General features: G+C 73.3%; 21 protein-coding genes and 1 pseudogene. 11 read left to right on the forward strand and 11 right to left on the reverse strand.

Translation table 11 applies throughout. The annotated features are described in order from the left end of the window. Window positions 1-729 (forward strand): annotated as a pseudogene (locus tag QJS33_RS22330) (GHMP kinase); the annotation flags it as partial. Between the two features lie 179 nt (window positions 730-908). Next, window positions 909-2,189, forward strand: a complete 1,281-nt coding sequence (locus QJS33_RS22335; RefSeq protein ID WP_306369999.1) for an LCP family protein — start codon at window positions 909-911, stop codon at window positions 2,187-2,189. Between the two features lie 675 nt (window positions 2,190-2,864). Here the strand turns inward: QJS33_RS22335 and QJS33_RS22340 are convergent. Further along, window positions 2,865-4,082: an NADP-dependent isocitrate dehydrogenase gene (locus QJS33_RS22340; RefSeq protein ID WP_306370000.1), complete on the reverse strand. Its 1,218-nt coding sequence runs from the start codon at window positions 4,080-4,082 to the stop codon at window positions 2,865-2,867. Window positions 4,083-4,265: 183 nt separating this feature from the next. Further along, the gene (locus QJS33_RS22345; protein ID WP_372339700.1) at window positions 4,266-4,604 is read right to left on the reverse strand and encodes a DUF3017 domain-containing protein; all 339 of its coding nucleotides are present in this window, start codon (window positions 4,602-4,604) and stop codon (window positions 4,266-4,268) included. Window positions 4,605-5,067: 463 nt separating this feature from the next. On the opposite strand from QJS33_RS22345, the gene QJS33_RS22350 reads away from it, so the two are divergent. Beyond that, window positions 5,068-5,676 (forward strand): FHA domain-containing protein, encoded by a 609-nt coding sequence (locus tag QJS33_RS22350; protein ID WP_306370001.1) that lies wholly within the window; start codon window positions 5,068-5,070, stop codon window positions 5,674-5,676. Between the two features lie 388 nt (window positions 5,677-6,064). Here the strand turns inward: QJS33_RS22350 and QJS33_RS22355 are convergent, their stop codons facing one another. Genes QJS33_RS22355 through purN form a run of 3 tightly spaced genes read right to left on the reverse strand, consistent with a single transcriptional unit; the run spans window position 6,065 to window position 9,140 of the window. Further along, entirely contained in the window at window positions 6,065-6,922 is an 858-nt protein-coding gene (locus QJS33_RS22355; protein ID WP_306370002.1) for a bifunctional methylenetetrahydrofolate dehydrogenase/methenyltetrahydrofolate cyclohydrolase, read from the reverse strand. Window positions 6,923-6,933: 11 nt separating this feature from the next. Next, a complete protein-coding gene (purH, locus tag QJS33_RS22360; RefSeq protein ID WP_306370003.1) occupies window positions 6,934-8,499 on the reverse strand; it encodes a bifunctional phosphoribosylaminoimidazolecarboxamide formyltransferase/IMP cyclohydrolase in 1,566 nt (521 codons plus the stop codon). Next, window positions 8,496-9,140, reverse strand: coding sequence for a phosphoribosylglycinamide formyltransferase (purN, locus tag QJS33_RS22365; protein ID WP_306370004.1), 645 nt, complete (start codon window positions 9,138-9,140; stop codon window positions 8,496-8,498). Before purN ends, purH begins: the two co-directional genes overlap by 4 nt. Before the next feature lie 330 nt (window positions 9,141-9,470). On the opposite strand from purN, the gene QJS33_RS22370 reads away from it, so the two are divergent. From QJS33_RS22370 to QJS33_RS22405, 8 genes are all read left to right on the forward strand, one after another. After that, window positions 9,471-9,863 (forward strand): DUF4190 domain-containing protein, encoded by a 393-nt coding sequence (locus QJS33_RS22370; protein ID WP_306370005.1) that lies wholly within the window; start codon window positions 9,471-9,473, stop codon window positions 9,861-9,863. 194 nt (window positions 9,864-10,057) lie between these two features. Then, entirely contained in the window at window positions 10,058-11,827 is a 1,770-nt protein-coding gene (locus QJS33_RS22375; RefSeq protein WP_306370006.1) for a chain length determinant family protein, read from the forward strand. Beyond that, window positions 11,827-13,224, forward strand: a complete 1,398-nt coding sequence (locus QJS33_RS22380) for an O-antigen ligase family protein (RefSeq protein ID WP_306370007.1) — start codon at window positions 11,827-11,829, stop codon at window positions 13,222-13,224. Before QJS33_RS22375 ends, QJS33_RS22380 begins: the two co-directional genes overlap by 1 nt. After that, window positions 13,221-14,438: an aminoglycoside phosphotransferase gene (locus QJS33_RS22385; protein WP_306370008.1), complete on the forward strand. Its 1,218-nt coding sequence runs from the start codon at window positions 13,221-13,223 to the stop codon at window positions 14,436-14,438. The genes QJS33_RS22380 and QJS33_RS22385 overlap by 4 nt, the downstream gene beginning before the upstream one ends. Before the next feature lie 76 nt (window positions 14,439-14,514). After that, entirely contained in the window at window positions 14,515-15,384 is an 870-nt protein-coding gene (locus tag QJS33_RS22390; protein ID WP_306370009.1) for a sulfotransferase domain-containing protein, read from the forward strand. Beyond that, complete coding sequence (locus tag QJS33_RS22395; RefSeq protein WP_306370031.1) at window positions 15,381-16,871, forward strand: lipopolysaccharide biosynthesis protein; 1,491 nt, start codon at window positions 15,381-15,383, stop codon at window positions 16,869-16,871. The genes QJS33_RS22390 and QJS33_RS22395 overlap by 4 nt, the downstream gene beginning before the upstream one ends. Before the next feature lie 35 nt (window positions 16,872-16,906). Continuing rightward, window positions 16,907-17,365, forward strand: coding sequence for a UDP-N-acetylglucosamine--LPS N-acetylglucosamine transferase (locus tag QJS33_RS22400; RefSeq protein ID WP_306370010.1), 459 nt, complete (start codon window positions 16,907-16,909; stop codon window positions 17,363-17,365). Continuing rightward, window positions 17,362-18,867, forward strand: coding sequence for a glycosyltransferase (locus tag QJS33_RS22405; protein ID WP_306370011.1), 1,506 nt, complete (start codon window positions 17,362-17,364; stop codon window positions 18,865-18,867). Before QJS33_RS22400 ends, QJS33_RS22405 begins: the two co-directional genes overlap by 4 nt. A 130-nt stretch (window positions 18,868-18,997) precedes the next feature. On the opposite strand, the gene QJS33_RS22410 is transcribed toward QJS33_RS22405, so the two are convergent. The 6 genes from QJS33_RS22410 to QJS33_RS22435 all read right to left on the reverse strand — a co-directional run bounded on the left by QJS33_RS22410 (window position 18,998) and on the right by QJS33_RS22435 (window position 26,007). Then, complete coding sequence (locus QJS33_RS22410) at window positions 18,998-19,870, reverse strand: alpha/beta fold hydrolase (protein WP_306370012.1); 873 nt, start codon at window positions 19,868-19,870, stop codon at window positions 18,998-19,000. A gap of 395 nt (window positions 19,871-20,265) precedes the next feature. After that, window positions 20,266-21,507 carry a CdaR family transcriptional regulator gene (locus QJS33_RS22415; RefSeq protein WP_306370032.1) on the reverse strand — a complete coding sequence of 414 codons (1,242 nt, stop codon included), beginning with the start codon at window positions 21,505-21,507 and terminating at the stop codon, window positions 20,266-20,268. 367 nt (window positions 21,508-21,874) lie between these two features. Then, window positions 21,875-22,471, reverse strand: coding sequence for a 3'-5' exonuclease (locus tag QJS33_RS22420; RefSeq protein ID WP_306370013.1), 597 nt, complete (start codon window positions 22,469-22,471; stop codon window positions 21,875-21,877). A 48-nt stretch (window positions 22,472-22,519) separates the two neighbouring features. After that, window positions 22,520-23,629, reverse strand: a complete 1,110-nt coding sequence (locus QJS33_RS22425) for a glycosyl hydrolase (RefSeq protein ID WP_306370014.1) — start codon at window positions 23,627-23,629, stop codon at window positions 22,520-22,522. Between the two features lie 121 nt (window positions 23,630-23,750). Continuing rightward, entirely contained in the window at window positions 23,751-24,638 is an 888-nt protein-coding gene (locus QJS33_RS22430) for a sulfotransferase domain-containing protein (RefSeq protein ID WP_306370033.1), read from the reverse strand. Between the two features lie 208 nt (window positions 24,639-24,846). After that, window positions 24,847-26,007: a S8 family peptidase gene (locus QJS33_RS22435; RefSeq protein ID WP_306370015.1), complete on the reverse strand. Its 1,161-nt coding sequence runs from the start codon at window positions 26,005-26,007 to the stop codon at window positions 24,847-24,849. Window positions 26,008-26,118 lie beyond the last annotated feature (111 nt).

Here is a 26,118-nt window from a genome sequence, read left to right on the forward strand (position 1 = left end):
CTCGGCTCGGACCTGCCCGGCGACGCCTCCCTGGGGTACTCCGGGGCGGTGGGCGCGGCGGTGGCGCTGGCCCTGGCCGACCTTGCCGGGGGCCCGCCGCCGGAGGGCGACACCGTGGACCAGCGGGTGTCCCTGGCCGCCCGCCCCGGCTGCGCGGTCCGGGTCAACCTGCGCACCCGCGGCACCACCGTGCTGCCCTTCGACCCGGCCGCCGAGGGCCTGTGCCTGCTGGTGGTGGACACCGGGGCGCTGCCCCGCCGCGACCCCCGGCCCGGGTACGCCGCCGACCTGGAGCGCGCCGAGAAGGCCCTGGGCCCGCTGCGGTCCGTCCGCGACCTGCCCGCCGCGCTGTCCCGGCTGCCCTCCCCCGCCCAGCGCCGCCGGGTGGAGTACGCGGTGACCGAGGTGCACCGGCTGAACGCGGTGGTGGGCCTGTTGCGCGCCGAGCGGTTCGGGGAGGTCGGCGTGATCCTCACGGCCTCGCACCTGTCGCTGCGCCGGTTCGGGCTGCCGCTGCCCGAGGTGGAGCTGGCGGTGGAGACCGCCGGGCGGGCGGGGGCGCGCGGGGTGCGGATGAGCGGCTGGGCGGGCACCTCCCTGGCCCTGACCGCCGACGACCGGGTGGCGGGCATCGGCGCCGCGCTGGAGGAGGCGTTCACCGGCCGGGGCCTGGCGGCGCCGCGGGTGCGTTCGGCGCTCCCGGCCGCGGGGGCGCACCGGCTGCGCTGACCCGCCGTTCGGGCACGGGACGGCCCGCGGCCGCCGTCCCCGCCCCCGAATCCCCTCCGGGACGTCCCCCGGTCCAGGATCGGGGGCGATTCATCGAACCCCGCTACTCTTTCTGCGATCCCACACAGTGGAGGCCGTGATCACGGACCTTCTGCGTCGCGGAGGAGATGGGCGGTTCGATGGCAGACCGACGGCACCCGGAGGGCTCAGACCCGACCGGTGAGCACGACAGACCGGGCGTCTTCCGGCGCAAGGGCGCCGGGGACGGGGCCGACGCGTTCGAGAAGCTGTACCGGGGCCGGGAGTCGGAGCAGCGGGTCGTCGGCGAGACCCGGCGGATGCCCGCCGCCGACGACGACGTCCCCCCGCTGCGGTCCGAGCGCCCGAAGCGGCGCACCCACCACGCCGGACGCGAGTACGACGGCACCGGCCGCACCCGGCGCCGCCGCGAGAGGACGGCCCGCAAAGCCCGCAACGTGACCGTGGTGACCCTGGTGGTGCTGCTGGCCGCGGTGCTGGTGCTGCCCACCTGGTTCTACCTGTGGGCCAACGCGCGCCTGCAACGGGTCGACGCCCTCCAGGACTACGAGGGCCGCCCCGACCGCCAGGACGGCGAGGTGTACATGATCGTCGGCTCCGACAGCCGCGAGGGGCTGGACGACGACCAGATCCAGGAGCTGTCCACCGGCCGGGCCGAGGGCCGCCGCACGGACACGATCATGCTGCTGTACATCCCCGACACCGACGACGCCGAGCCCACCATCGTCAGCGTCCCCCGCGACTCCTACGTGGAGTTGGCCATCCCCGGCTACGCGCCCAACAAGATCAACACGGCCTTCGCCGACGCCGTCTGCGGCACCGACGACGAGGGCGAGGAGGTCTGCGGCGGTCCGGCGCCGCTGGTGCGGACCTTCGAGCAGGCCTCGGGCGTGCGGGTGGACCACTACGTGGAGATCGGCATGGGCGGGTTCGTCGGCCTGGTCGACGCCGTCGGCGGCGTGGAGCTGTGCCCCGAGGAGCCGATGGAGGACCCCAAGGCGGGCCTGGACATCGAGGCGGGCTGCCAGACGATGGACGGCGGCACCGCGCTCGGCTACGTGCGCACCCGCGCCACTCCGCGCGCCGACCTGGACCGGATCGCCCGTCAGCGGGAGTTCTTCTCCGCGCTGGTGGAGAAGACCAGTGCGCCGGGCACGCTGTTCAACCCCTTCCGGTCGGTGCCGCTGGTGCTGGAGGGCACGGACATGTTCATGGTCGACGAGGACGACAGGCTGCGCCACCTGGCCACGCTGCTGCTGGCCATGCGGGGCGGCACGCGGACGACCGCGATCCCGGTGGACGCCACCCCGACGCTGCCGGACGTGGGCTCGGTGGTCCAGTGGGACGAGGCCCTCTCCCAGGAGATGTTCGCGGCGATGCAGGAGGGCGAGCCGATCCCCGAGAGCGCCTTCCAGGACTGACCCCCCTCGGGCGCCCCGGGACCCGGGGTGCAGGGCCCGGCTTCGCACGGTCGACGGCGGGGCCTTCGCGTCGGGCGGGCAGGGCCGTCGCAGGCACCGCCGGACGGAGGGCGCCCGGCCTCCCCGGTGGGGAAAGGCGAAGGGCCCGGTGCCGAAGCACCGGGCCCTTCTTCGTGACGTTCCGTACTGTGCGCGCCTACCCCCCAGCGGGCGCACGGCCGGCACGTCGGCTCGTGGGGCCTGAGCGGTGAAACCCGCTCTGGCCTGCCGGTTCTCACCGGCGTGACTCCACTGTAAGTCAAAGTTCGCACAAGGTGCGAATCGAGTTCACGTGTCCTATGTCGCACCGGCTCCGTGACCCGATGCGTTCATCATTCCACCCCGGGGAGCCCGATGTCCGCAGAATCGGGGAAACACGCCGAGGAATTTCATCGAGAGTGCCGGTGCTGTCACACAAAGCGTCCGGCCGCCCCTCGCGGGGGCGGCCGGACGTGGCGGAGATCACCGGCGGCGTCGGCTCAGGACGCCCGGCTCAGGCGCCCGGCGGGGTTCCGGAGGCTCCGTGGGAGATGTCAGAGGAACGAGGACATTAACGAAGGAGCCGAGGTTTCCCGCCCATGGGGGCGTCCGAGCCCCGGCCCGAAGCGAAGCGGAGGGCCAGGGTGAGCGCTGCCCCTAGGCCAGGCGCTTGGACAGGTTCTCGTCCAGGGCGGCGAGGAACTGCTCGGTGGTCAGCCACTCCTGGTCGGCCCCGACCAGGATGGCGAGGTCCTTGGTCATCTGGCCGCCCTCGACGGTCTTGATGACGACGTCCTCAAGGGTGTTGGCGAACTCCAGCAGCTTGGGGGTGTTGTCCAGCTTGGCCCGGTGCTCCAGACCGCGGGTCCACGCGAAGATGGAGGCGATCGGGTTGGTGGAGGTGGGCTTGCCCTGCTGGTGCTGCCGGTAGTGGCGGGTGACGGTGCCGTGCGCGGCCTCCGCCTCGACGGTGCGGCCGTCCGCGGTGCGCAGCACGGAGGTCATCAGGCCCAGGGAGCCGAAGCCCTGCGCGACGGTGTCGGACTGGACGTCGCCGTCGTAGTTCTTGCAGGCCCAGACGTAGCCGCCCTCCCACTTGAGCGCGGAGGCGACCATGTCGTCGATGAGGCGGTGCTCGTAGGTGAGACCGGCCTTGTCGAACTGCTCCTTGAACTCGGCCTCGAAGATCTCCTGGAACACGTCCTTGAACATGCCGTCGTAGGCCTTGAGGATCGTGTTCTTGGTGGACATGTAGACCGGGTAGTTCCGGTCCAGGCCGTAGTTGAGGCTGGCCCGCGCGAAGTCCTCGATGGACTTGCGGAAGTTGTACATGCCCATGGCCACGCCGCCGGCCTCGGGGAAGTTGGCGACCTCGAACTCGACCGGCTCGCTGCCGTCGGCCGGGGTGTAGGTCATGGTGACGGTGCCGGGGCCGGGGACCTTGAAGTCGGTGGCCTTGTACTGGTCGCCGTGGGCGTGGCGGCCGATGATGATCGGCTTGGTCCAGCCCGGGACCAGGCGCGGCACGTTCTCACAGATGATCGGCTCGCGGAAGACGACGCCGCCGAGGATGTTGCGGATGGTGCCGTTGGGCGACCGCCACATCTTCTTCAGGCCGAACTCCTCCACCCGGGCCTCGTCCGGGGTGATGGTGGCGCACTTGACGCCGACGCCGTGCTCCTTGATGGCGTTGGCGGCGTCGACGGTGATCTGGTCATCGGTGCGGTCGCGCTCCTCGATGCCCAGGTCGTAGTACTTCAGGTCGATGTCGAGGTACGGCAGGATCAGGCGGTCCTTGATGAAGGACCAGATGATCCGGGTCATCTCGTCGCCATCGAGCTCGACTACGGGGTTCTCGACCTTGATCTTGGCCATGGCTGTGTGGCTGTCCCTTCAGTCTTCGCCACCACCTCGTGCGGCGGTGGGCGGTACCCGGCTCGTGGCCGGGCGCCGGCGTCCGCGCGCGCGGCGATCCCCTGATCCCGCCCGGTCCGTGCTCTCCGGGGAGGGGGTGGCTCGTCGGTGTCGCGGTATCTCGATATCAAGCTTATTAGACGCCTACGATGACAATTGCGGCGCCACCCACGCGAGCACGATGAGCAGCACCGCCATGGTGATCAGCGTGACGAGATCGACCCAGCGGCGGCGGACGGCGAGCATGCCGATCCACTCGGCGGGCAGGAAGGCCCGGAAGGCGGCGGCCAGCAGCAGGGCTCCCGCGATGACCGCCGGCCCCCGCTTGAAGTAGGCCGCGGCCACGATGACGATCCCCGCGGCCAGTGCGGACAGCACGAGGACGTAGGGCACCTGGACGAGCCAGGTCGGGACCGCGCGCTCCTGCGGTGCGGGCGTCCCCTCGTCCGTGTCCGACAACTCCGCCAGCTCCACCCTGTTCACCGCGCTCCGTATCGCCTGGTCCACGATCTCCCACCCGGAACTGGCACAGACCGGCCACGCGTCGACGCGCGGATGTCCGAAACGGAGCACCCTGACGGAACGGCTCATGTTCCAGGTGGCTCCGGTCGCCGACCGTGCTTTCGGACCGGGAGAGTCAGGGCCATTGTAGTGATCCGTGTCGCCGCCGCCTCAGGGCTCACGGTAACGGCCGGTGCCCGCCGGAAGTCCGTAGGGGCCGTTTCCCGCTTCCGGTTCGGCCACATGGCCGTATTTCCGCGCCTTATCCGCCTAACTCCGGAGTAAGCGCGTAGAACGCCCGGCACCCGGGTAACCAACCTGGAGACGAGTGCACCGGTGAGCGAGGTCCACCCCCATGAAGCCCACCCCACGAACCACGACCCCTCGGCCCCACCGTCGTCCGCACACCCACCGGCAGCGTTGTCCGAGTCCGGGAGGAGCCACCGTGGACGGGCCCTATCTCCGGGTCGAAGAGTCCGGGGAGATCTGTGAACTCGCGGGCGAGGTCACCACGGTCGGCCGCGGTGAGGGCGCCGACATCCGCCTCGACGACCCCAGCGTCTCGCTCCTGCACGCCGAGCTGGTCCGGCGCGGCCCCTACGTGTACGTGGTGGACATGGGCCTGTCCCGCAACGGCACCCGGGTGAACGGCCGGCCCATCGCCCGCCGTGTCCTGGAGGAGGGCGACGTGGTGAGTTTCGGCACCGCCCGCTGCCGGGTCGGCGGCCTGCCCCAGGAGCAGATCAGCCCGGACGTGGAACTGCGCCGCAGCGCCTCCCCCGAGCTGACCCGCCGGGAGCTGGACGTGCTGACGGCACTGTGCCAGCCCGCACTGTCGGAGGAGGCGTTCGTCGCCCCGGCGACCGCCCGCGACATCGCCGAGGCCCTGGTGGTGACCGAGGCGGCGGTCAAGCAGCACCTGTTGCGGCTGTACCAGAAGTTCCGCATCCCCGAGGGCCAGAACCGGCGCACCCGGCTGGCCAACGAGGTGGTCGCCCTGGGCCTGGTGCGCCCGCTGCCGGTCGGCCACCGCACCCAGCGCGCCGCGGGCTGAAGGCACGGCGAGGGTCCCCGACCGTGGGGGCGCCCGAAGCCCGGTCCGAAGCAGACCGCGGCCACAGGCCGCCCGTTGGGTCATGTCCCCTGAAGCGGCGTGACTTTCGCGCGGGTGCGTCTTTACGGTTCGCCGCGATGGTCGGTCGGTGCCGGACGGCCATCGTGCCCTGTCGGCACGGTGACCCGGGTGGAAGCGCCGCCGCCGCGTATCCGTGGGAACGGGGCCGGAAGGAGTCACACCACCCGGCGAGGCACCATCATCCGTTGAGGGCGGTGGCGGGCGACGGGAGAGCGGTGGCGGACGACGGCCCGGGAGGAGCAAGGGCCCGCAAAGGCACGGGGCGGCGGTCCCTCCGGACCACCGCCCCGTACCGGTACCTCCGCGGCTACCGCGCGGCGGCCTGGCGTTCGGCGGCCTCGACCACGTTGACCAGCAGCATCGCGCGGGTCATCGGGCCCACCCCGCCGGGGTTGGGCGAGAGGTGCCCGGCGACCTCGGCCACGTCCGGGACCACGTCGCCGACCAGACCGTTCTCGGTGCGCGAGACACCGACGTCCAGCACGGCCGCGCCGGGGCGCACCATGTCCTTGGTGATGAGCCCGGGCACCCCGGCGCCGGCGACGATGATGTCGGCGCGGCGGGTGTGCTCGGCGAGGTCGCGGGTGCCGGTGTGGCACAGGGTGACGGTGGCGTTCTCCGACCGGCGGGTCAGCAGCAGCCCCAGCGGCCGGCCCACGGTGACCCCGCGGCCGATCACGACCACCTCGGCGCCCTTGAGCGGGACGTCGTAGCGGTTGAGCAGCTCGACGATGCCGCGCGGGGTGCAGGGCAGCGGCGCCTCCTGCATCAGCACCAGTTTGCCGAGGTTGGAGGGCTGGAGCCCGTCGGCGTCCTTGGCGGGGTCGATCAGCCCCAGCACCCGGTTCTCGTCCAGGCCCCGCGGCAGCGGCAGCTGCACGATGTATCCGGTGCAGGCCGGGTCCTCGTTGAGTTCGCGGACGGCCTGCTCCACCTCCTCCTGGGTGGCGTTCTCGGGCAGGTCGCGGCGGATGCTCGCGATGCCCACCTGCGCGCAGTCGCGGTGCTTGCCGCGCACGTAGGAGTGGCTGCCCGGGTCGTCGCCGACCAGGACGGTGCCCAGCCCGGGGGTGATGCCCCGGGCGTGCAGGCGCGCCACCCGCTCGGTGAGGTCCTCACGGATGGACGTGGCGACGGCCTTGCCGTCCAGAACGATCGCGCTCATGCCTGGGTCTCCTAGTGGAAGAAGTGCCGGGTGCCGGTCAGGTACATGGTGACCCCGGCCGCCTTGGCGGCCGCGATGACCTCCTCGTCGCGGACCGAGCCGCCGGGCTGCACGACCGCGCGCACCCCGGCCTCGGTGAGGATCTCCAGACCGTCGGGGAAGGGGAAGAACGCGTCGCTGGCCGCGACCGACCCCGCCACCCGCGCTCCGGCCCGGGACACCGCCAGGCGCGCGGAGTCGACCCGGTTGACCTGGCCCATGCCGACGCCGACGGTGGCGCCGTCGGTGGCGAGCAGGATGGCGTTGGACTTGACCGCGCGCACCGCGCGCCAGGCGAAGACCAGGTCGGCCAGGGTCGCCTCGTCGGCGGGCTCGCCGGTGGCCAGGGTCCAGCCGGCCGGGTCGTCGCCCGGGGCGTCGATGCGGTCGACCGACTGGGCGAGCAGGCCGCCGCTGATCTGCCGGGTCTCCACCGCGGGGCCGGTGGCCGCCCCGACCTTGAGCAGGCGGATGTTCTTCTTGCGGGTGAGGATGTCCAGGGCGGCGGGCTCGAACCCGGGGGCGGCCACGACCTCGGTGAAGATCTCCGAGACCTGCGCGGCCAGTTCCTCGCCCACCGGGCGGTTGGTGGCGATGACCCCGCCGAACGCCGACACCGGGTCGGCGGCGTGCGCCTTGCGGTGGGCCTCGGCGTTGTCGGCGCCCACGGCGATGCCGCACGGGTTGGCGTGCTTGATGATGGCGACGCAGGGGTCGTCGAAGTCGTGGGCGGCGCGCACGGCGGCGTCGGTGTCCACGTAGTTGTTGAACGACATGGCCTTGCCGTGCAGCTGCTCGGCACCGGCCAGGCCGTGCTCGGGCACGCCCGCCGGAACGTACAGGGCGGCGTCCTGGTGCGGGTTCTCCCCGTAGCGCAGGACGGCCTTGCGGGTGTGGACGGCGGCGCGGAAGTCCGGCCAGGAGGTCCGGGCGGCCTCGGCGTCGGGGGCGTAGGTGTCGGAGAACCACCCGGCGACGGCCGCGTCGTAGGCGGCGGTGTGCTGGAACGCCAGCCCGGCCAGGCGCTTGCGCTGCTCCAGGGTGAACCCGCCGCCGTGGACCGCCTCCAGGACGGAGCCGTAGGACGCGGGGTCGACGACGATGGCGACGCTGGAGTGGTTCTTGGCGGAGGCGCGCACCATCGCGGGGCCGCCGATGTCGATCTGCTCGACGCACTCCGCCTCGGAGGCGCCCGAGGCGACGGTCTCGCGGAACGGGTAGAGGTTGACCACGACCAGGTCGAAGGGGGCGATGCCCAGGTCCTCGATCTGGGACACGTGGTCGGGGTTGTTCTGGTCGGCGAGGAGTCCGGCGTGCACGGACGGGTGGAGGGTCTTGACGCGGCCGCCCATGATCTCGGGGAAGCCGGTGACGTCCTCGACACGGGTGACGGGGACGCCCGCGTCGCTCAGCCGCGCGGCGGTGGAGCCGGTGGAGACGATCTCCACCCCGGCCGCGGCCAGGCCCGCGCCCAGCGCCTCCAGACCGGTCTTGTCGTACACGCTGATCAACGCACGCCGGATGGCCTGCTGGGTCACCGGTCCTCCTTCGGTTCGGTCGCCTCCGCGACGCTCTGCTCGGTACGGTCGGCCCGGCCGAACCGCACCTTCCTGCCGTCGATGGTCCAGCCCTCGCGGGACAGGCGGCCGACCGTGTCGACCAGCATGCGCCGCTCCACGGCCTTGATGCGCTCGTGGAGGCTGGACTCGTCATCGTCGTCCTCGACGGGGACCGCCACCTGGTCGATGATCGGCCCGGAGTCGACGCCCTCGTCGAGGAAGTGGATGGTGGTGCCGGTGATGCGGACACCGTGGGCGAGCGCGTCACGCACCGCGTGAGCGCCGGGGAAGGAGGGCAGGAGCGCCGGGTGGATGTTCACGGCGGCGTGCTCGCCGACGACCTCGGGCCCGAGGATGCGCATGAACCCGGCGGAGACCACCAGGTCGGGGCGGTACTCCCCGATGCGTTCGGCGAGGTCGGCGTTCCAGCGGGCGCGGTCGGCGTAGTCGCGGAAGGGGACGGTGAACACGGGCACGCCGGCCTCGTGGGCCAGTTCGATGCCCCGGGTCCCCTCGCGGTCGGCACCGACGGCGACGATCTCGGCCCCGTAGGCCGGGTCCTTCGCCGCGTCCAGGAGGGCGGCCATGTTGCTGCCCGTACCCGATATGAGTACCACCACTCGCGCGGACAATGCTTCTCCCATGTACTAGAGAACGGTGCGGGAGTCCTCTCCCGTACTCCGGGGGCACCGGGGGACGGCGCAGCATCCGGAAAACGCGTACGCCCGGTACAGATCCCGGGCCTGGGCCGTGCGAGGGCCCGTCCGCACCGACACCCTATCGGGCCGGGTAGCGTCGGACCCACGAGAGGTGTCCTTGGGAGCGGCGTGTGACGTGGACCTCCGACCGGCCCCGACCCGTCCGGGCGTCGGCGGCGGCCGATACCCTCCGCTTCAAGGCGCAGTGTGACGCGGGCCCCCGTCGGGGGTGCCCCTCGAAGGAGTGGAACCTTGACCGACAATCGCCCGGAGCCGCTTTCCGAGGACGACCGCCCCGGCTTCGAACGTGGTGGGCTGTGGGGCCTGATCTTCGGGGTGGCCGGGTTGTTCCTGCCGCCCTACGGCGGGGTGCTGTCCGCGTTCGGCCTGGTCCAGGGCATCCAGGCGCGGCGGGCCGCCCGGCGCAACCGCTCCCAGGCCCCGATGGCGCTGGCCAGCATGGCGGTGGGTGTGGCGGGGATCGTGGTGTCCGTCGCGATGATCGCGGTCTCGGTGGTGTTCAACGACCAGTTGATCCGGTACCGGGACTGCTCGGCGCGGGCGCACACGGTCTCCACCCAGCAGGCGTGCGAGGAGGAGTGGATCTCCGGGACCGAGCTGCCCTCGTGGGTGACCGGGGCCTGAGCACGGTCCAGCGGTAGGGAAGGTCCCGGAGGGGGCGGCGGACAGGGGTCCGCCGCCCCCTCCGGCGTTCTTTTCCGGTCACTTTTCCCTGGGGAAACGGACCTTTCCCCAACCGGCGCGCACGCCCCAAGGGACTACACTTAGTATCCAATCGTTCACTAAAAGTGTTGCCAGATAGACACGGAAAGGTCTCGATGGACACCGTCGTCCCCGGATCCCCCGGACCGGAACTCAAGGAGTACACCGCCCTGCTCCGCCGCCGCTGGCGGGTGGTGGCCGCCGGGGTGTTCGGCGGCGCGGCCCTGGCGCTGGCCGGTGTGCTCGCGGTCCCCGCCTCCTACACCTCCACGGCCGCCGTCCAGGTGCTGCCGACCGGGATGGCCGAGTTCACCGGGGAGCGGTCCGGCCGCCTGGCGGGTGATGTGAACCTCGACACGGAGGCGCAGGTGCTGCGTTCGGAGGAGGTGTCCGCCGCCGCGGCCGCGCTGGTCACCGACGCCACCGGAGCCCCCGCCACCGCGGCAGACCTGCGCGAGAACGTCGACGTCACCGTCCCCCCCAACAGCAACGTGCTGGAGATCCACTACACCGCGGGCTCCCCCGAGGCCGCCCGCGTCGGCGCCGCCGCCTACTCCGAGGCCTACCTCGGCCGGCGGGCGGAACGGGTGGACGGCCTCATCGGCGCCCACCTGGAGGCGCTGGGCGGCGAGCGCGAACGCCTGGAGGAGGAGTTGGGCCGGGTGATCGGTGCGGCGGGGGCCGCCGACCCCCGCGCCGAGGCGCTGCGCCAGGACATCACCTCCGTGAGCGGCGACGTCGCCCCGCTGACCGCGCTGCGCGAGACCGTCGAGGCCGGGCGGACCATCACCCCCGCGGACCTGCCCGAGCAGGCCTCCTCCCCCAACCCGCCGCTGTGGCTGGCCGCGGGCACCGCCCTGGGCCTGCTGGCCGGGCTGGGAGCGGCCGTGCTCCGCGACCGCACCGACCGGCGCCTGCACGACGTCGAGGAGACCGAGCGCCTGGGCGGCCTGCCGGTCCTGCTCGACCTGTCCTCGTGCCGACCCGAACGCGGCGGACGCACCCCGGGGCTGCTGGACGCGGACCGGGCGGAGGGCCAGCGGGTCCAGTCCCTGGTCCACCTGATCCGCGCCCGCGCCGCCGGGGACACCGCGCCGACCCCGCTCGCCGAGGTCGGCGAGGACGGACTGGCGCCGGGAGAGGAGGGCCCGCGCGCGGGCCGCGTGCTCGTGGTCGCGGCCACCACTCCCGGCCGCTCCGGCACCGCCGCGGCCGTGAACGTGGCGGCGGCCCTGGCCCGGACGGGTTCGGAGACACTGCTGGTCTGCGCCGACCCGCGGTCGGACACCGTGGGCGAGCTGCTGGGCCTGCCCGAGGGCCCCGGGCTGGCCGAGGCGCTGGTGGACGGCGAGGACCCGTCCGGACTGGAGGTGCGCCCCGAGGCCGCGCCGCGGCTGCGGGTGCTGCGGCACGGGCGGCCGGGGGCGGCGGCGCCGGTGCAGGACACCGCGATGGCGGACCTGCTGGGGCTGCTGCGCGAGCACGCCGACCACGTGGTGGTGGCGGTCTCGCCGCCGAGCGAGCGCGCCGACGTCCACGCCGTGGCCGGGGCGGCCGACCTCCTGCTGCCCGTCGTCGAGTTGGGCCGCACCCCGCGTGCCGGGCTGGTCGAGCTGACGGCCGTCGCCGACCGGTTCTCCGTGGACGCCCCGGGCGTGATCGTGCTGCCCCGCCAGCCGCTGCCGGGCCCGCTGCCCGAGCCGGCCCCGGCGGACACGGACCGGGGCGCGGAACAGGATGACGCCGGACGGGACGGCACCGGGCGGTCCACGTCCGGAGCCGTCCGGGTGGACGAGCCCCCGCAGTCCCCCGAGACGCCGGAGGAGGGGACCGAGGACGAGGAGACCGTCGTCGTGCCCGCCGACTCCGCCGGGGCCCGGCGCTGATGGCGCGGGTCCCCTCGGCGACCGGGGCCGGTGCGGCCGCGTTCACCCCCCTCGCCCAGGGGCCGCCGGCCGCGACCGGGCGCCCGCTGCTGTGGCTGCTGGCCGGGTACCCGCTGTGGTGGGCGCTCGGTCTGGGCCAGTTCGCCTACTGGGTGTTCGCCGTCCCGATGGCCCTGGAGCTGGTGCGCCGCCACCGGACCGTCGGCCTGCGCGTCCCCCCGGCCTTCTGGCTGTGGGCGCTGTTCCTGGTGTGGTCGGTGCTGGGCCTGGCCCTGGTCCCGATGGACATGCCGGGCACCGTCCCGGGCAGCGGCGGCTACGGCGGGGCCCTGCTGCGGGTCGCCAACTACGCGGTGCTCACGGTGCTGCTGCTGTACGTCGGCAACCTCACCGAGCGCGAGCTGCCCACCCGCGCCGTGGTGGCGGCGCTCACCGTGCTGGGCCTGACCACGATCGCGGGCGGGTACCTGGGGATGCTGGCGCCCCGGTTCGAGTTCACCGCCCCGCTGGAGTACCTGCTGCCCGGCGGGCTGGCCGCCGACCCCTTCATGCGAACCCTGATCCATCCGGCGTCCGCGCAGGTCATGGACATCTTCGGCTACGACTCGGCGCGCCCCAAGGCGCCGTGGGAGTACACCAACGTGTGGGGGTACATGATGTCCCTGCTGCTGGTGTGGGCCGCCGTCCTCCTGCTCGACCGCCGGAGCGCACCGCTGTGGGTGCGTTGGGGGACGCCGGTGGCCATGGTGCTGTCGGTCGTACCGATCGTGCACTCGCTCAACCGGGCGCTGTGGGCGGGACTGGCGCTGTCGCTGCTCTACGCCGGGTTCGTCGCGCTGCGCCGGGGCCGGGTGCTGCCGGTGGCGGTCTGCGCGCTGGCGGCGGTGCTGGCCCTGGGGGTGTTGGCGCTGTCGCCGCTGGCCGACGTGGTGCGGGCGCGGGCCGACGCCCCGCACAGCGACGACGGCCGGGCCGCGACCAACGCGGCGTCGGTGGCCGCGGCCGACCTGTCCCCGGTGCTGGGCTGGGGCACCACCCGGGAGACCCTGGGCAGCTCCGACTCCATCGCGATCGGCCCCTCGGCCGGGTGCCCCGGTTGCGGGCACCACGTGATCGGCAACGCGGGCCAGCTGTGGATGACGCTGATCGCGAGCGGTTGGGTGGGCACGGCCCTGTTCCTGGGCTTCTTCGCCGCGGTGGCCTGGCGGTACCGGTCCGCGGCGACGACCGCGGGCCAGGGCGCCCTGCTCACCGTGCTGCTGCTGTTCTGGTACATGTTCTTCTACGTCGCGCTCATGTCTCCGCTGGCCGTGACCATGGTGGCCGTCGCCCTGCTGTGGCGGGACGAGGAGCCCCTGCTCCGCCGCGGGACCGCGCACGGGCGGGGGTCCCGGTGAACGGTGAGACGACCTATCTGACCGACCTCGCGGCCGTACTGTGGCCGTGCGGCGGACTGCTCGGCCACGGCGACGGCACCGCGCACGGCCGGGGCCGCGGCAACCAGTACCTGCCGGTGCCCAACGCCTACGACCCGCGGGTGATCCTGCCCGCGCACAACCGGTCGGCGGCCACCCGGGGCATCGCGTCCTTCTCCCAGGGGCATTCGTTCCGGGAAAAGCTGCGCCGGCTGCTGCTGACCGGCGCGTTCGCCACCGGGATCGCCCCGCTGCTGCTGCGCGACCGCCTGTACGTGGGCGCCGGGCCGGGCATCGAGCACGCGCTGGCCGCCGCGCTGGACCGCGAGCTGGCCATCGCCATCCACGTGGGGCCGCCGCGGGCCAACCGCAAACCCGTCCTGCTGCTGCTCACCCCGGGCGGACGCACCATCGGCTACGCGAAGGTCGCCGTCAACGACCTGACCGGGCGGCTGGTGGTGGCCGAGGCGCGGGCGCTGCGCCTGCTCGCCGACTCCCGGCTGCGCGACGTCACCGTGCCGCGCCTGATGTACCGGGGCGAGTGGAACGGCCGACCGCTGCTGGTGCAGGAGGCGCTGCCGGTCGGCGACCAGACCGACCGGCCCACCCGCCGCCAACTGCTGCGCTGCGTCTCCCAGATCACCTCGCTGGTGGAGGTGCGGCGGCGGCGTCTGTCGGAGAGCGCCTACCGGCGCGCCCTGGAGGAGCGGATCGTCGGCCTGGGCGCCCGCCCGGAGGCGGGTCCGCTGATGGCGGCGCTGTACGGCCTGCCCGATGTGGTGCTGCCCTTCGGGGCCTGGCACGGCGACCTGACCCGGTGGAACATCGCCGGGACCGCGCGGCGGTCGTTCGTGTGGGACTGGGAACGGCTGTCGCTGGACGCGCCCGCCGGGTTCGACGCCCTGCACTACGACCTGAACGAGTGCGTGCAGGCCGGCGTGCACCCCGGGGTGCACCGGTGGCTGGAGAGCGGGGCCCGGCTGCTGCGCGACCCGCTGATGACCGAACTGGGACTGGCCCCGCACACCGTGTCCACGGTGATGGCCCTGTACCTGATCGACCTGGCCACCCGCTATCTGCACGACCGCCAGGACGAGATCGGCGTCCACCTGGCCGCGGTGGACGACTGGCTGCTGCCCGCGCTGGAGGGGCTCCAGGAGCGGGCGGCTCACGAGGCCGCCCGTGCGAGGGACTGAGGCGGCCGCCGCTCCGGCCGCCCACCGCCCCGCGCTTGTCCCTGCCCGATCGACCCCGGAAACGACGAGGTACGTGATGCCACGGCGCACCGCAACCCTGCCCCGACGACTGGCCGCTCCGGTTCGGCGGGCGGTGCTACCGCTCGTCGACGCCTGGGGGGCGGTCACCGCGCCGGCCCGGGCCCTGCCCGACTTCCTCGTCTGCGGAGCGCAGCGCAGCGGGACGACGTCGCTGTTCAAGTCCCTGTGCCAGAACCCGGCGGCCACCGGTCCGGTGCTGCGCAAGGGGGTGCACTACTTCGACACCGGCTACCACCGCGGGATGTCCTGGTACCGGTCGCACTTCCCGCTGCGGGCGTCGTTGCGGGGACGGCCGCCGCTGCGGGCGTTCGAGTCCAGCCCCTACTACCTGTTCCACCCGATGGCGGCCGAGCGCATCTCCCGGGACCTGCCGTGGGCGCGGGTGGTGGTGATCCTGCGCGACCCGGTGGAGCGGGCGTACTCGGCGCACGCGCACGAGACCGCGCGCGGGTTCGAGACCGAGCCGTTCGCGCGCGCGGTGGAGCTGGAGGAGTCCCGGCTGGCCGGTGAGGAGGAGAAACTGGTCGCCGACCCGGGGTACGTGTCCCGCTCCCACCAGCACTACGGGTACATCGCCCGCGGCCACTACGCGGACCAGCTGGAGCGGATGGAGAAGCACCTGGGCCGGGACCGGATGTACGTGGCGGACTACGCCGAGCTGTTCGACGGGACCACCCGGGAGCTGCGGCGGATCGAGGACTTCCTGGGACTGCCGCCGGGACCGGACCGGGTGCCGGGGCGGCACAACGCGCGTGAGCGGACGGTGATGCCCGAGGGGCTGCGTGCCGAGCTGGCGGCCCGGTTCGCCGAGAGCGACCGGCGGCTGGCCCGGTGGTGGGGGCGGACCCCGTCGTGGTGCGCATGACCGAGCTGGCCGAGCGGGGGAACCCGGGGATGCGCCGCGTGCTGCGCGGCGGCGCGGTGAACATGGCGGGCGCGGTGGTGGGGGCCGGGCTGAACCTGGCCCTGATCGTGGCGATCACACGGGTGTTCACCCAGGAGGCGGCGGGGCTGCTGTTCTCGGCGACGTCGGTGTTCCTCATCGCGGCGGCGGTGGCCAACGTCGGGGCGCCCGACGGGCTGGTGTACTTCATCGCCCGGCTGCGGGTGCTGGGCGGGGCGGGGACGGTGCCGCGGCTGGTGCGGCTGGCGACGGTCCCGGCCGTGCTGGTGGCGTGCGCGGCGGCGGTGCTGATGGCGGCGTTCGCCGGGCCGATGGCCGACGCCCTGGGGACCGACGACGCGGCGGTGTACCTGCGGCTGCTGGCGGTGTTCCTGCCGTTCGCCGTGCTGCTGGACACGGCGCTGGCGGCGACCCGGGCGCACCACACGATGGCGGCGACGGCGCTGCTCGACAAGGTGGGGAGGCCGCTGGCGCAGGTGGGGCTGGTGGGGGCGATCGCGCTGTCGGGGTCGGCGGGGGCGCTGGCGCTGGCGTGGGCGGGTCCGTACCTGCCGGCGGCGGTGCTGGCGTGGTTCTGGCTGGGCCGGATCCTGCGGCGGGGGGCGCCGGCCGGGCCGGGACCGGAGGGCGCGCCGCCGACCGGGCCGGTGTCCCCGGCCGAGTTCTGGTCGTTCTCGCTGCCGCGGGCGGTGGCGGGTGTGGCGCAGATGGGGGTGCAGCGCGGGGGCGTGGTCCTGACGGCGCTGCTGGGCGGGTTGACGGGGGCCGCGGTGTTCACGGCGGCGACCCGGGTGATGGTGGTCGGGCAGTTCGGGGCGCAGACGGTGCTGTCCGCCGCGCAGCCGCGGTTCGCCGAGCAGCTGGCCACCGGCGACCACGACGGGGTGCGCGCGCTGTACGCGGCGGGGACGTCGTGGCTGATGTGCCTGACCTGGCCGCTGTACTTGACGGCGCTGGTGTTCGCACCCGAGGTGATGGGGGTGTTCGGCGCCGAGTACGCGGCGGGGGCGAGCGCGCTCGTCGTGATCTGCGCGGGCCAGCTGGCGGCGTCGCTGCTGGGGATGGGCGACCTCATCCTCACGATGACGGGGCGCACCGGGGTGAACCTGTTCAACAACCTGCTGGCGCTGGCGGTGAGCGTGGTGGGCTGCCTGCTGCTGGTCCCGGCGGCGGGGGCGACGGGGGGCGCGCTGGCGCTGGTGGCGGCGGTGCTGGTGCGCAAGGGGCTGCCGTTGTGGCAGTTGCGTTCGCACCTGGTGCTGCGGCCGCTGGGGCGGCCGGTCCTGGTGGCGATGGGCTGCTGCCTGCTGTGGTTCGGGGGGCTGCCCCTGGTGGTGGGGCACCTGCTCGGCGGGGGCACGGCCCTGGCGGTGTCGGTCGCCCTGGGCTCGATCGGCCACCTGGGGACGGTGTGGGCGTGCCGCGGGGTCCTCGGTCTGCGAAACTGACCGATGGATACTCTCAGTTATGGAATGATGACTCCATGTCTTCGCGACCGGTTCTCCTGGTGGCCTCCAACGGCGGGCACCTCACCCAGCTGTGCGCACTCCGTCCCTGGTGGGAGCGGCGCGAACGGGTCTGGGTGACCTTCCGGACCCCGGACGCCGAGTCCGCGCTGGCGGGTGAACGCGTTCACTGGGCGTACCACCCGACCACCCGCAACGTGGGCAACCTGCTGCGCAACACGGGGCTCGCGTCCCGTGTCCTGCACGCCGAACGGCCGGGCGTGGTGGTGTCCACGGGAGCGGGGGTGGCCCTGCCGTTCTTCGCCCTGGGGCGGCTGCGCCGCGTTCCGACCGTCTACATCGAGGTCTACGACCGGATCGACACCCCGACGCTCACCGCCCGGCTGTGCCGCCCCTTCACACGGCTGTCCCTCGCCCAGTGGGAGGAACAGCGCGCCTTCATGCCGACCGCCATCACGGTAGGACCGCTCCTGTGACCGAACAGACCACCCGCCCCGCGCCCCGGCCCGACGACAGCGACCACCCGGACGTCGTGGTGAGCATCGGGACCGACCACCACGCGTTCGACCGGCTCGTGCGCTGGATCGACGACTACGCCCTGACCCACCGGGACCTGCGGATCCTGGTACAGCACGGCCACAGCGCGCAGCCGCGGGCGGCGTCGGGGGCGCCGTTCCTGCCGGGCGAGGACCTGGGGGGACTGATGCGCGCCGCGCGGGTGGTGGTCACCCACGGGGGGCCGGGGACGATCGTGCAGGCGCGCCGGGCGGGGCACCTGCCGGTGGTGGTGCCGCGCGACCCGGAGCTGGGCGAGCACGTGGACGACCACCAGCTGCTGTTCGTGTCCCGGCTGGAGGAGGCCGGACGGGTGCGGGCGTGCTCCAGCCCCCAGCAGCTCTACGCCCTGTTGGACAAGGCGCTGGCCTCCCCGGAGGACTTCCGTATCGACCCCCAGGACGACGAGGGCGCGGTCCGCTCGGCGCTGCGCGCGGGCGCCCTCATCGACCTGGTCGCCCCCGGGACCGGGGACCCGGCCCCCGAACCCCGCCGTTCCACGGAGGAGGCGACCGACTGGCCCGAGGTCACCGTCGTCGTCCCCACCCGCGACCGGCCCGAACTCCTGCGCCGCACCCTGCGGGCGATCTCCGAGCAGGACTACCCGGGCACCATCACCACGATCGTGGTCTACGACAACGACCAGCCCGACCCCTCCCTGGCCCGCGCCGAGGGGACCCGGCCGATCCGGGTGGTGACCAACACGCTGACCCCGGGGCTGGCGGGGGCGCGCAACACCGGTGTCCTGGCGGCGCACACCGACCTGGTGGCCTTCTGCGACGACGACGACACCTGGCTGCCGGGCAAGCTGCGCGCCCAGGTCCGGGTCATGCTCCAGGAGCCGGGGACGGACCTGGTGTGCTGCGGCATCACCGTGGTCTACGACAGGGTCGAGGCGGTGCGGACACTGGACCGCACCAGCGTCACCTTCGGCGACCTGCTGGGGTCCCGGCTGACCGAGCTGCACCCCTCGACGTTCCTGATCCGCCGCCGGGCCATGATCGACGGCTGCGGCACCGTCAGCGAGGAGATCCCCGGCAGCTACGCCGAGGACTACGAGCTGCTGCTGCGGCTGGCCCGCCGCGGCCCCATCCGCAACATCCCTGAGACGGGCGTGCGGGTGCTGTGGCACCGCCGGTCGCACTTCTCCGGCCGCTGGCAGACCATCTCCACCGCGCTGCGCTGGCTGCTGGAGCGCTACCCGGAGTTCCGCCTGGTCCCCCGCGGCCACGCCCGCGTCGCCGGCCAGATCGCCTTCGCCGAGGCCGCCGCCGGCCGCCGCCGCGCCGCCCTGCGCTGGATCGGCACCACCCTGCGCAGCCGCCCCACCGAGCCCCGCGCCCACCTGGCCCTCCTGGTGGTGCTGGGCGTCCCCCCGGGCTGGATCATGCGCGCCCTGCACCTGCGCGGCAAGGGACTGTGACGTCGGCGTGCGCTGTGGGAACGCCGGCGGCTCCCCGACGGGAGTCCGCCGGGGAGCCGCCCCCTGCACCTTCCGCACCGTTCAGCGGTCGAGCGGTCAGCAGGGGCCGGGAACCGCGCGGGGGCCGGTGTCAGCGGGCGGCGTCCCGGGCCGACCCGTCCCCGCAGACCCGCTCGATCCACTCGATCAGGTCCAGCGTGACCTCGGCGCGGTTCGTCTCGTTGAACAGCTCGTGCCTGGCACCGGGGTAGATGCGGTAGGTCAGGTCCCGCAGGCCGGCCTGATGGTAGCGCTCGACCAGGCGGTCACTGAACTCCAGACCGTGGTTGAGCGGGTCACGGTCACCGGCGAGGATGTAGACGGGCAGGTCGGCGGGGGCGCCCTCGGGGTTCGCGAGCAGTGTCGCGGCAGCCGTCGCCAGCCCGCCCATCCCCGGCCCGTCCAGGGAGAAACCGCACAGCGGGTCGGCGATGTAGGCGTCGACCTGGTCGGTGTCGCGGCTCAGCCAGTCCGCTCCGGTCCGCTCCGGCTGGAACGGGGCGTTCAGGGCCGCCATCACGTCCGGCCCGGCCTCGCTCAGACTGGAGAGCAGGAGGTCCACGGCGGTGGTGCCGCACAGGGCGACCCCGTCGGCCAGCCCCGGGTGGGTCAGCAGGTACTGCTGGGCGGCGAAGGAGCCGAGGCTGTGCCCGAGCAGTACCAGCGGCAGGTCGGGGTGGCGTCCGCCGACGATGCGGGATAGGGCCGCGATGTCGTCGACGAGCAGGTTCCACCCGTCGTCCCCGAGCACGCCGGGACCGGCGTGCATGCTCAGACCGTGGCCGCGGTGGTCGTCGGCGTAGACGGCGTACCCCCGTGCGTTCAGCTCCCGGGCGAGCGGTGCGTAGCGTGCGGCGTGCTCGCCCATGCCGTGCGCGATCTGGACGATCCCGCGCGGCGGCTCCTGCGGCATCCACTCGTGCACGTGGATGGTCAGGCCGTCTCGGCTGGTGAAGGTGAACATCGGCGGCTCCTGTGGGAACGGGTACGGTTCGGCACACGGAGTGCGGGGACGGGCGGACGCCGGGCCCGACACCGCGGGGAAACCCGCCGTGAACCTCTCGGACATTGTGTGCAGACTCGGCCTCCGGGTCCTATGTGAGGTTTCACAGGCTCGGGCGCCGATGACTGGGACCGGGTACAGCCGGGGGCCGGGGGAGCGCCCAGGCCTGTCCACCACGGCTCCCGCCGTGGACGACGGCCTCCCTGTCGGGGAGTTCGCACGCGGTGTGTTCGAGCAGCACGGCGAGGTCGAGCATGGCGGCCTCCGGGGCGGCGGGCGGGCGGCCACCGCCCGCTCTCACGCCGACGGAGTGCCCGCCGTCAGTGCTCCGACCACAGAACCGGTGATGGGCCCGGTCACAGGCGGGACCCCTGGACGACGCGGTGGCCGCCGCCGATCAACCGGATGGCGATGACCAGTTCCAGCAGGTCCGCGAAGCTGCGCAGGTCGCAACCGGACCGCTCGGCGATCCGGTCCAGCCGGTAGTAGGCGGTGTTGACGTGCAGGTGCATCCGCTCCGCCATGGCCTTGGCCCTGAGGTCGTGCGCCGCGTACTCCAGGACGGTCTCCACCAGCACGCCGTCACGGGCCAGGTCCTCCTGGACGAAGCGGCGCAGGGACGGGCGGATGAGCCGCCGCGCGGTCTCGTCGTCGCGCAGTACGAGGTAGTCGAAGGTGGACATCAGCGGCAGGGGCACGACCCCGGGCAGACCGCCGAGGCTGTCCCTGGCCACGCACGCCTCACCGTAGGCCTCCGGCACCTCGGCGACCCCGGAGCGGATCGTGCTCACCCCCAGCGCCAGCCTGACGCCCTGGTGTACGAGGTCGGCCACCGTGGCGCGGAGCTGTTCGATGACGGCGTCGGCCGCCGCGGCGCCCACCGGAGCCAGTCCGATGACCTCCTGCTGGCGTACGACCGTGAGCCCGGGGGCGCGCAGGGCGAAGGCTCCCCGCAGGGCCGCCGAGACGTCCGGCAGGGTGTGCCGCTCGGGCAGGGGGGCGACGGGGAGGGCCGAGGCGACGACCAGGTGCGTGCCCGGCTCGAAGCCCGCCGTGCGCAGGACCGACCGTTTGGGCCCGGGCGGTATCTCGTGCCCGGCGAGCAGGTCCTCGAAGAGGTCCCGGCGCAGGCGGTCGTGCTCGGCGACCTCGTGCTGTTGGGCGTCCAGGTAGGCCTCGGCCGCCACGGAGCTGCCCACCTCGATCAGGTGCATCACCCTCCCCGCCAGCGACACCGCCGCGTCCCTGGCCCGGGAGTCGTCGCGGGCGGCGGCGCTGACGCCCTCCCACAGGACGAGCTGGCCGATACGGAAGGCCTGGAGGAAGTCGGGCAGGGACACCCCCTGTCGCACCCGCTTGCGGGCCTGCTCGGCGGTGATCGGGAAGTCGGAGGGCACGACCGTCCGCTCCTCCGTCACACTGTTCAGCAGGGCCCTGAAGACCAGGCCGACGTGGGCGGTGAGGTCGTCGCGGAGCTGCCGGTCGGCGCTGGCCCGGTAGGCGGGCACCTGCTCCCAGATCTGGTCGACCGCGTCCCGCGTGATCTGCTCGAAGGACGACTCGACCGCGTCGACCAAACGTCGCAGGCCCGGTTCCATCACGTCGGCTCCACTACTCGTCCTCGTCGGCGCGTACGGTCCCGGGCCGCCTCCCCGACCGGCGCCGTCGACGAGCGAGGAGCGTGCGAACCGATCCGTGTCAGGACACACTCGCACAGCTCCGGCCGTTCGCGCCCGCTCTGTTCCCTGGTTTCGGTCACGGACCCGGGTCCGTGACGGGCGGGGAGCCGGGAGGTGGGCAGTACGCCGCCGCGCCGGAGGCGGCCATGGAGGGCGTCGCAGGCCCGGTCGGCCCGGCGCGGGGCGGGCACCGGGTCGGCGCGGCCCGGGCACCCTGAACTCCCGGGTGCGCAAGGCCGTCGAGGTCGACCGCGCCGAAGACCTCTTCGGCCGAAGATCCCGCCGGTCAGGCCGTGGACACCGGCTTCCCGGTGTCCGCGGCCTCCGCGTCGGGCCAGGCCCCGCGCTCCACCAGGTGGGCGACCAGCGCCGCGATGTTCCACGCGTCGTCCTCGCCCCGGTGGTGGCGGCCCTCCAGCGGCAGCCCGGCGGTGTCCAGCGCCCGCGCCATGCCCGGCATCTTCTTGCGCATCCCGTACACCTCGGCGAAGACCCGCTTGGCGTTGACGTGCCGGTCTCCGAACGGGTAGTCCACCCCTGTCATCGCGCACTGGCGCTCGAACTGCCTGCGGTCGTAGTCGCCCCAGCTCGCCCACGGGCGTTCGGCCGACCGGTGCTCGGTGACCAGCCACCGGCAGGCCTCGTCGAACGTCACCGCGCCCTCGACCATCTCCGGGGTGATCCCCGTCAGCTCCGTGCAGAACGCGCTCACCTCGGACCGTCCCGGCCGGACCGGCAGCCCGTGCCGGGACACCCGCTCCCCCGTGGCGGCGTCGATGACGCTCAGCCCGATCTCGATGATCTCGTTGGCCGAGCCCGGCGGCGGCGCCCCCCGCCAGCAGGTGGCCTCGACGTCCACGATGTTCCACAGTTCCGTACCCATGGAGCGGATTCGACCACAGGGCGACGGCCGGTGCCACCGGGTTCTCGGTCAGTCCCGGTGTGCGTACTCCACCAGCCGCCGCACCCGGTCCGGCAGGTTCACGTACGGGTCCCGGCCCGCCATCTCGAACCCCTGCTGTGCGTACCGGTTGACCCCCACCCGGAAGTCGCACCCGTCCGACACCTTGCTGTCCCACACCTTCACGGCCCGGATCCGCTCGTACTCGGGCAGCACCCGCGGCACGTCCGCGTACCACTTCAGGGTCTCCCGCGCCCCGATGAAGGTCGTCCCCATCTCACCGATCATCACCGGCTTGGCCGGGTCGATCCCGTGCCTGGGCCCCTCGTTCTGGATCCACTCGTACGCCGGCCGCAGCGCGTCCTCGAAGGAGTCGACGTGGTCCCAGTGCGGCATGAGGTCGCACCCGGTCATGTTGTACGCCTCCCAGCTGATCCAGTCGACGTACTCGTTGCCAGGCCACAGTCCCGGCAGCCGTTCGAGGTTGCCCTCCCAGCCGGTCACGTTCCACACCCAGATGGCGTTGTCGGCCCCCTCCGCCTCGTAGAGGTCGACGATGTGCCGCCACGCCCGGGTGAACTCCCGCGGCGTCCCGCGCGTGTTGTAGCGCTTGTTCGCGTCCGCCTCGTGGTCGAAGGTGAGGAAGTAGGGCGCCTCCAGTTCCGCGACCGCGCGCGCCTGCTCGCGCAGCACCGCGTCGAACTCCCCGCCCAGGATCGCCCGGTAGGACACGGCCGGGTGCCCCGGGCGCGTGAACCTGCGCGCCTCGATGTTGGTGTGCACGAACCGGCCCTCGGCGAGGAAGCGCCGCTCCCGCTCCCCCGGGACCTGGGCCTGGTCGATGCCGCGCCAGGTGTACACGATGTCCATCCTGCGCCCGGCGGCGTCCTCAAGCCGGTCGAGGTCGTAGTCGTGGGGGCTGCCGCCCCACCACACCCCGCAGCTGGGTTCGAGGATCTCCGAGACCGTGCAGCGGTACTCGGCGTCGGCGGGCAGTCCCAGCATCGGCGCGGTGAACGAGTGCCGGGGAACCCCGGTCGGCTCGGCCGACCCGTCCCCGCTCCCGCCCGCGCCGGTGAGTGTGAGGGTGAGGAACACGGCCCCCACCGACGCCATCACCCGTACCGGTCCGCTGTCCACGCAACCCACCACCAGGAGTCTCCACAGAAAGTATTCGCATGGATACCATATGTCACGACACCCGGGCGCAACACCCCCAGCAGGCAAAACGGGCGAAGATCAGCGCATTTCCCGCTCGGCCTCAGTACCCGTACCGCCGCCGACCCGGCGCCGTCATCGCGGCCACCAGCCGTCGCCGCCACGGCGGCAGCGCCTCGCGCCACCCCTGGTCGGCGCGCACCCCCACCGGTCCGGCGGTGAAGCGCATCGGGTTGCCCGACAGGGCGTGCCCCCGTGACAGCGACACCCCGTCCTTCAGGTCCGGGCACTCCCCCCGGTACCCGGCGAACTCGGCGATGCGTGCGAACTCCTCGTTCGGCGCGGCCGTGAAGTCCTCGTAGCGCACCCGCAGCGTGGGGGTGCCGCGCCGGGCCAGGGCGTCGAAGCAGGCGTTCTGCGCCATCCACTGCACCGCGGAGCGCCCCGCGGAGTAGCGGGCCATCTCCGGTTCGCTGCTGTCGGGCGAGGCGTCCGGCCGGGGCACCCGCTTGCTCCAGGAGTGCGCCACCGCCCGGGGGTCGCGGACCACGTGCAGCAGCCGCATCCGCGCCCCGTACCGCCAGCGCAGACAGGCGGCCAGGGAGGCGTGCTTGCTGGCGTCGATGATCACCGAGGAGCCGCTGACCAGGGCGATCGCGGTGTACAGCCGGTGGTACAGCTCGGTGTAGCGGGCACTGCGCTCGGCCAGCGCCCCCTCCTCCGAACCGTTGAGCAGGACCGGCAGGAAACGGGTCCGGTCCACGCGGTCCTTGAGCCCCAGCACGCGCCGCACGTCCAGCCGCTGCCAGCCGCCGAACGCCTCCTTGCCCACGTCGGTCCAGAACCCGCAGTCGGCGAACGGCAGCCCGCACCCGCAGAACTCGTTCTCCATCACCCCGCGCCGCCACAGGTGCACCGTCTCGCCGACCGAGCAGAACCCGGGCAGCCCGCCCAGCAGCCGCTCGATCAGGGTCGATCCGGAGCGGCCCATGCCGCCGACGAACACCAGCCGGTATGCCTCTTCCACACATCCAGGCTATTACTTTCAGTGACCACTTGGTCCCACTGCGAGATAATCCCTCATGCGGGCATACGACGGCCCCGGGCCGGGGGTTCGCGTCCCGGGCCGGGGCCGTCATCATTCATCCGGGGTCAGGGGCGGGGTGTGGACGGGCGGGGTCTCCACATCCCGGTCCGGGTCACAGGCCCTGGACGTTGAGCAGGATGTTCACGGTGCCGGACGGGACACCGGTCAACCCGTCCCGCCCCCCGTTGGCGACGAGCCAGTCCTGGATGGCGGCCTGCCCGGCGTCGCCGTTGGCGCTCTTGTACAGCGCGGCCGCACCGGCCACGTGCGGGCTGGCCATCGAGGTGCCGGAGAGGGCCTCGACGCCGCCGCCCGGAACGGTCGACTCGATCGCGACGCCCGGGGCGTACAGGTCCACCGGGGAGCCGTGGTTGGAGAAGTCGGCCGCGGCGTCGTTGCGGTCGGAGGCGCCGACGGTGGTGACGCCCTCGGCGCGGGCCGGGGAGACGTTGTTCGCGTCCTGGCCCTCGTTGCCCGCGGCGACCGCCACGAACACACCGGAGTCGGCCAGGGCGTTGACGGCGTCGTCCACGGCCTGGGAGGCGGGGCCGCCCAGGGACAGGTTGGCGACGGAGCCGTCGGGGGCGTTGGCGGCCACCCAGTCGATGCCCGCGATGACGTCGTCGTAGCCGCCCGAGCCGCTGTCGCTCAGGACCTTGACGCCGAACAGGTCGGCCCCCGGGGCCACACCGTAGGTCGCGGAGCCGATGGTGCCCGCGACGTGGGTGCCGTGGCCGTTGCCGTCGAACCCGTCGCCGCCGTAGGCGTCGAAGGCGGAGGCGGCCCGGCCCTCGAAGTCGGGGTGGTCCGGGTCGATGCCGGTGTCGATGATGTAGGCGGAGACGCCCGAGCCGTCCGCCGTAGTGGAGTAGGAGTCGTCCAGGGGGAGGTCCTCCTGGTCGATGCGGTCCAGACCCCAGGTGACGGAGGTGCGGGCGACGCCGACCTGCTCGACGTAGGCCACGCCGTCCCGTGCCCGCAGCTCCCGCACCTCGGCGGCGGTCAGGGTCGCGGAGTAGCCCTGGAAGACCTCCTCGTAGGTGTGGTTGACGTCACCGGACCGGATGCCCAGGGCGCCCGGGGTGACCGACGCCGTACCCATGGTCTCCTCCAGGACCACGAACCACTCGCCCGGGACGGCGTCGGTGCTCGCGTGGAGGGGGGCCAGGTCGTCGGCGCCCGCGGAGACGGCACCGGACAGGACCAGGGGGACGGAGAGCGCACCGGCGGCGACGACGCCGAGTACGGCCCTGCGGGGGTAGTGCTTCTGCACTCTTCTTCTCCTCGATGGGGGTATGGGGGTGTTGCGGAAACAGCGCGGTATAACCGACCGTGATCAACCGGTCGCTCCTTTGCCGCGGTGTGCAACCTTAATGACCGGGTG

The sequence above is a fragment of the Nocardiopsis sp. CC223A genome (assembly GCF_030766825.1).
Classification (GTDB): domain Bacteria; phylum Actinomycetota; class Actinomycetes; order Streptosporangiales; family Streptosporangiaceae; genus Nocardiopsis.

Coding starts and splice junctions, on each gene's coding strand:
- QJS33_RS22335 (WP_306369999.1), top strand. CDS start 909: ATGGCAGACCGACGGCACCCGGAGGGCTCAGACCCGACCGGTGAGCAC.
- QJS33_RS22340 (WP_306370000.1), bottom strand. CDS start 4,082: ATGGCCAAGATCAAGGTCGAGAACCCCGTAGTCGAGCTCGATGGCGAC.
- QJS33_RS22355 (WP_306370002.1), bottom strand. CDS start 6,922: ATGAGCGCGATCGTTCTGGACGGCAAGGCCGTCGCCACGTCCATCCGT.
- QJS33_RS22375 (WP_306370006.1), top strand. CDS start 10,058: ATGGACACCGTCGTCCCCGGATCCCCCGGACCGGAACTCAAGGAGTAC.
- QJS33_RS22380 (WP_306370007.1), top strand. CDS start 11,827: ATGGCGCGGGTCCCCTCGGCGACCGGGGCCGGTGCGGCCGCGTTCACC.
- QJS33_RS22390 (WP_306370009.1), top strand. CDS start 14,515: ATGCCACGGCGCACCGCAACCCTGCCCCGACGACTGGCCGCTCCGGTT.
- QJS33_RS22395 (WP_306370031.1), top strand. CDS start 15,381: ATGACCGAGCTGGCCGAGCGGGGGAACCCGGGGATGCGCCGCGTGCTG.
- QJS33_RS22400 (WP_306370010.1), top strand. CDS start 16,907: ATGTCTTCGCGACCGGTTCTCCTGGTGGCCTCCAACGGCGGGCACCTC.
- QJS33_RS22410 (WP_306370012.1), bottom strand. CDS start 19,870: ATGTTCACCTTCACCAGCCGAGACGGCCTGACCATCCACGTGCACGAG.
- QJS33_RS22415 (WP_306370032.1), bottom strand. CDS start 21,507: ATGGAACCGGGCCTGCGACGTTTGGTCGACGCGGTCGAGTCGTCCTTC.
- QJS33_RS22420 (WP_306370013.1), bottom strand. CDS start 22,471: ATGGGTACGGAACTGTGGAACATCGTGGACGTCGAGGCCACCTGCTGG.
- QJS33_RS22430 (WP_306370033.1), bottom strand. CDS start 24,638: ATGGGCCGCTCCGGATCGACCCTGATCGAGCGGCTGCTGGGCGGGCTG.